The 5,092-nt window shown below is 41.6% G+C and carries 5 protein-coding genes; 4 read left to right on the top strand and 1 reads right to left on the bottom strand.

The annotated features are described in order from the left end of the window. Positions 1-223: 223 nt before the first annotated feature. Positions 224-967: a ferritin-like domain-containing protein gene (locus AC5JL8_RS03820; RefSeq protein WP_495878454.1), complete on the bottom strand. Its 744-nt coding sequence runs from the start codon at positions 965-967 to the stop codon at positions 224-226. A gap of 135 nt (positions 968-1,102) precedes the next feature. Between AC5JL8_RS03820 and AC5JL8_RS03815 the strand changes: the two genes are divergently transcribed. The 4 genes from AC5JL8_RS03815 to AC5JL8_RS03800 form a co-directional block, all read left to right on the top strand. Next, the gene (locus AC5JL8_RS03815) at positions 1,103-1,675 is read left to right on the top strand and encodes a thermonuclease family protein (RefSeq protein ID WP_495878453.1); all 573 of its coding nucleotides are present in this window, start codon (positions 1,103-1,105) and stop codon (positions 1,673-1,675) included. A 34-nt stretch (positions 1,676-1,709) separates the two neighbouring features. Further along, positions 1,710-2,342 carry a restriction endonuclease subunit R gene (locus tag AC5JL8_RS03810; RefSeq protein WP_495878452.1) on the top strand — a complete coding sequence of 211 codons (633 nt, stop codon included), beginning with the start codon at positions 1,710-1,712 and terminating at the stop codon, positions 2,340-2,342. Positions 2,343-3,172: 830 nt separating this feature from the next. Continuing rightward, a complete protein-coding gene (locus AC5JL8_RS03805; RefSeq protein WP_495878451.1) occupies positions 3,173-3,628 on the top strand; it encodes a hypothetical protein in 456 nt (151 codons plus the stop codon). Further along, positions 3,625-5,092: tetratricopeptide repeat protein (locus tag AC5JL8_RS03800; RefSeq protein ID WP_495878450.1), on the top strand; the 1,468-nt coding region annotated here is incomplete at its 3' end. The genes AC5JL8_RS03805 and AC5JL8_RS03800, both read left to right, overlap by 4 nt.

The following is a 5,092-nucleotide window of genomic DNA, read 5'->3' as shown; positions in this document are numbered from 1 at the left end:
AAGGAATAAAGGTGTACTGAATTTTGTTCAAAAATCAAATATGAGTCCTATAGCAGTCTTAAATGATGCGTGAATAATAAGATCCCCCTAAATCCCCCTTTTAAAGGGGGACTTTGATTCTAGTTCCCCCCTTTTAAAGGGGGGCTAGGGGGGATCAATAAGTGCCTAAAATCACAGCCAAGCACTTTTCAAACAACCTTTTACAATCATTTTTTAGAACTTCTTAAGCAACTACTAACTCAGAATCGGCTTCTGATGGTGCGCCATCTTGAACGAGGGAACGGGTGTCGCCGTTGCGCTGGAGGATACCGCCCACCATTGCTAATAAAGCGTTGACTTTGCGGGTACGCCATTCATCTATTAGATTTTGCACTTGGTTAGCAGACATCCGCCGTGTCATCGCTTCGTAAAGATAAGCAGCGTGACCGGTTTCATCTTGGGCGATGCTTAACATTCCAATTTTGAGGTTACGTGCTGTGGAATCATCATCGGGTAGGACATTCGCCATCCGTGCAAAGTCTTTGCTAGCATCTAATTCCAGAATGTAGGTGCTAGCCATAAATACATCCCAGTCAATCACAGCAGGTTTTAGCTGTTCTTGAGCATAGCCTTCATAATATATGGCAAAAAAGGGACTGCGCTGTTGTGATTTATTTTGAGATTTTGGTTGGGGTTGGCTTTTAAAATCTATAACTTGTTTATTTAACTGTTTTAAGGCGTGGGCAAAAATTTGACCGTGGCGAGTTTCGTCTGCTGCGTGTTTTGTTAGTTTTTCTGCTAGCCATGTATCACCTTCAGCTGCGGCGCGATCGCTTAGTGCTGTCAAAAATGGAACGGAGCCAGATTCTGCTAACTGAAACCTTGCGAGGACATCAGGGCGAGTTTTATTATCGCGGATTTGAGCTGCAGAGTAATAAGCGATCGCACCCGAACCGGCTAGGTGCATGAGGTAAGTGAAGAAATTCATGGGAGATTCCCGCTGATGATTGGGAGTTTACTTTTTTTATCCTAGTCTTCCCCAATCGATGATTGCCCGCAACTGGACATTGTTTTGCTAGTATCATCCTCCAGAGGTAATTTCAATTCAAAATTCAAAATGAAAATGCGGAAGTTGAATAAACAAGTATTCATTTGGCTGTGTGCAGCTATTATTATTTTCGGGTTGATGGGATGCGATCGCTTTTTTGGTGCTAAGGGTGATGTAGTTGAGCGAGTCAGTGATGGTGATACTTTAACTGTGAAAGACGCCCAAGGAAACAAATTTAGTGTGCGCTTTGCTTGCATGGATGCGCCAGAAATACCACATACCAATAAGGAAAAGCAAAGTAAACGCGCCAGCGATCGCAATCAATTTACTTGGGGTGCTAAAGCTCAAGAACGGTTACAGGAGTTGGTGAGACAAGGAGGCGATCGCGTCACTTTGAATATTACTGATAGCGATCGCTACGGTAGAAAAGTTGCGGAAGTTCGCTTAAACAATGGCACATTTGTGCAGCAAGTCTTACTACGTGAGGGATTAGCAAAAGTTTATCGCCCTTATTTAAATAAGTGTCCCAGTAAAGAATTAGTGCAACAAGCCGAAGCAGAGGCGCAACAGCAAAAGCGTGGGGTTTGGGGCGATGCGAACTTTACCAACCCTTGGGAATATCGCAGTTTCAATAAAAGAAACTTATAGTTAAAGCAGAGCAGAAGAGAAGATTTTCTAAATTATGGTTCAAATAATCCAGGCTAAAGACATCACCTTGCTTGAATTAGAGTCCAGATTTGGAATTCAATTAGTTGAGGATGAGCAATTTTTTAGAGAATGGCAAGACAATTTACCAGAAATTACAGATTCCGAGAAACAGCAACTTGACCGAGTTAAGGCGAGTTACGCCAATCTGCTCAAATATCCTCCTTTACTTGAAAACACCGTCAAAATGGTGGTGTTGTCTCCCTTATTGGATTTAGCAGACTTTTATCTCTCTCCATTTCACGTCAAATCTGAAAAGTCTGTTGAAGTTTCTGTTGAAGATGAAGGTGTAACAGTCAAAGGACAAATTGATGTCTTAGTTTTGTTTGAACAGCTAGTGGTGGTAGTCATAGAGTCTAAACAAGCAGCCTTTTCTGTGGAGGTAGGCAAACCACAACTTTTAGCATATATGCTGGCACTCTCTAACTCCGATAAACCAATATATGGATTAATTACTAATGGCGGTAGTTTTATCTTCGTTAAATTGATTCAGCAAGAAATGCTAAAGTATGCGTTTTCTCGCTTGTTCTATATCTTCAATCCTGGGAATGAGTTGTATACAGTTTTGAGTGTGTTGAAGCGTCTTGGACAACTAGCTTTGTCACGCTAGTAGGAAACTTATGCAGCAAAAAGTGTATGTGATGGATATTTAGTTGTTGAGCAGCAATGTCTATCCTACAAAAAACTAATATTTATACTCATTCATATCATGTCCATTTAAATAACCGTCATTGCGACCGAAGTGAAGCAATAGCAAAATTTTTGGGATTGCGTCGTTTCACTTCGTTCCACTCGCAATGACATAATTCAGCGTGATTGGTCGGACACCATATCATTAGAAATACTTGTAAATAGAGATTGAAGACTCATTCACGAGTATTAAAGACTCATTCACGGAGCAAAAAGCCTCATTCACGAGTATCAAAGACTCATTAACGGAGATAAAAGCTTCATTGACGAGTATCAAAGACTCATTAACGGAGCAAAAAGCCTCATTCACGAGTATCAAAGACTCATTAACGGAGCAAAAAGCCTCATTCATGAGTATCAAAGACTCATTAACGGAGCTAAAAGCCTCATTCACGAGTATTAAAGACTCATTAACGGAGCTAAAAGCCTCATTCACGAGTATTAAAGACTCATTAACGGAGCTAAAAGCCTCAACCGCATAATAAGTACCTAAACAAAAATATTTACAGTCATTGCGAGCAGAGCGAAGCAATCCGCCCCTTGCGATTGCTTCATTCCGCTTCGCTACATTCGCAATGACATTGTGTAATTAATTTTGTATAACTACTTATATTTGCGGCTAAGAACAAGAAATATCGTGGTTGAGGGCAGAAAATTGTTGTGGTACTGAGCTTTTACCTTTTCTTGCCCAATGGTATTGAGAAAATTAACTATAATCGTACTTAATCGTATAATATCGTACCTAATTATATGGAACCAATTACCGTCGGTGCGATCGCTCTTTTAGCTTTTCTAGGTAATAAATTCGTTGATTGGTCAACGGAAAAGGCTTTGGATGCAATTTATGACAAAGCCAAGCAAGTTATTCAAGATAAATCACCCGCAACAGCAGCCGCTTTAGAAACCGCAGCCGAACAAGCAGCTTTACCGCCAGGAGAACGAGAAGATATTGGTGAAGCTGTATTAGTAGAAGATGTAAAAAAAGCAGCAGAGGCAGACCCGGAAATTAAGGAAGCTGTAGAAGCTTTAGGAAATCAAGTAAACACTGCTGCACAAGATAACCCAGAACTGGCAAAGGCTATAGCAGAGTTAACCGCAGCTATTAAAGCGCAAAGTCCTACAACGGTAGAGAATTGGCAAGGTATAAATATTAAGGGTGGCGAGAATACTATCAGTAATCCCACTTTAAACTTTGGCAGTAAATGACCGCAGAGAACTGGCAAGGGATAAACATTAAGGGTGGAGAGACTAACATTCACAACCCAACAATTAATATTGGGTCGTCACAGCGAAATTCTCCACCAAATATCCCCAATAATCTAAGTCGCAAAGGCGCAGTCAAGTTTGTTGGGCGAGACAATGAACTTACCGACATCCATCAGAAATTGCAGCAGTCGGGGAAAGTGGCGATTTCGGCGGTGGCTGGAATGGGTGGTGTCGGTAAAACAGAACTCGCAACCCAGTACGCACTAAGACATGAAGTTGATTATCCTGGGGGTATCTGTTGGCTGAATGGGAGAGAATCAGACTTAGCAGCCAGCATTGTGCAATTTTATCTTTTGTACATTGGTCAAGAAATACCAGACAAATTAGGCGGAAAACTGCTGAACCCCCAAGAACAAGCGCAGTGGTGTTGGCAGCATTGGCAACCATCTGAGGGTTTAGTGTTGGTAGTATTAGATGATGTCACTAATTTAGAGAATCTGCAAGAAGTACAGCCGCCTGGGAACCGCTTCCGGGTACTTATCACCACCCGGTTACGCAACCTCAGTCCTAATTTTGTGCAGGAAATTTCCTTAGATGTACTCCCGGAAAATAAAGCGTTGGAACTGCTAACAGCTTTTGTGGGTGAAAGGCGGATACAACGAGAAGAAACAACGGCTAAAGAATTGTGTGAATGGCTGGGATATTTGCCTTTAGGGTTGGAATTAGTAGGACAGTATTTAGCTGAAGATCCAGATTTATCTTTAGCAGAAATGTTAGAACGGCTGAAGGTGCAGCATCTAGAAGATGAAGCATTGGAACGGAGACAGCCAACCTTGAGTGCAGCACAGTTAGGAGTCAAAGCCGCCTTTGAATTAAGCTGGCGAGAATTGGAAGAAAAAACCCAGCTTGTAGGTGCGTTGTTGAGTTTGTTTGCCCCTGGTGTCATACCTTGGCAATTGGTAGAGTCTATCAGTGAATTGTTAAATTGGGCAAAGGCAGATGTTACCGAAGCCAGAAAGCAACTTTACAAGCGACATCTTATTCAAAGATTAGAAGATAAAAACGCTTGTTATCAAATTCATCCGTTAATTCGGGAGTTTCTTAAAGGAAAATTAGCACAGATTTACCATTGCACAGGCAGAGAGGAGTTAAGGTTAGATTTCAAACAAGCTTTTGCAGCGGCGATGGTAGCAAAGGCGAAAGAAATTCCTCAAGCTATCACTTTAGAATTTATCGCCTCAGTGCAAGATACTATTCCCCATCTCCAAGAAGTTGCCGAAAATTTGATTGATGCGCTAAGGGATGAAGATTTAGCTTGGGTGTTTATTGGTTTGGGTAGATTTTATGAAGGACAAGGTTTGTATGCGTTAGCAGAACCTTGGCGTATGCAGTGTTTATCAGTAGTAAAAACCCGTTTGGGAGAAGAACATCCCCACGTTGCCACTAGCCTCAACGACTTGGCAT

The organism is Mojavia sp., assembly GCF_059505145.1.
Note: the sequence above shows the minus strand (reverse complement) of the source record. Positions and strands in the feature narration are given on the sequence as shown.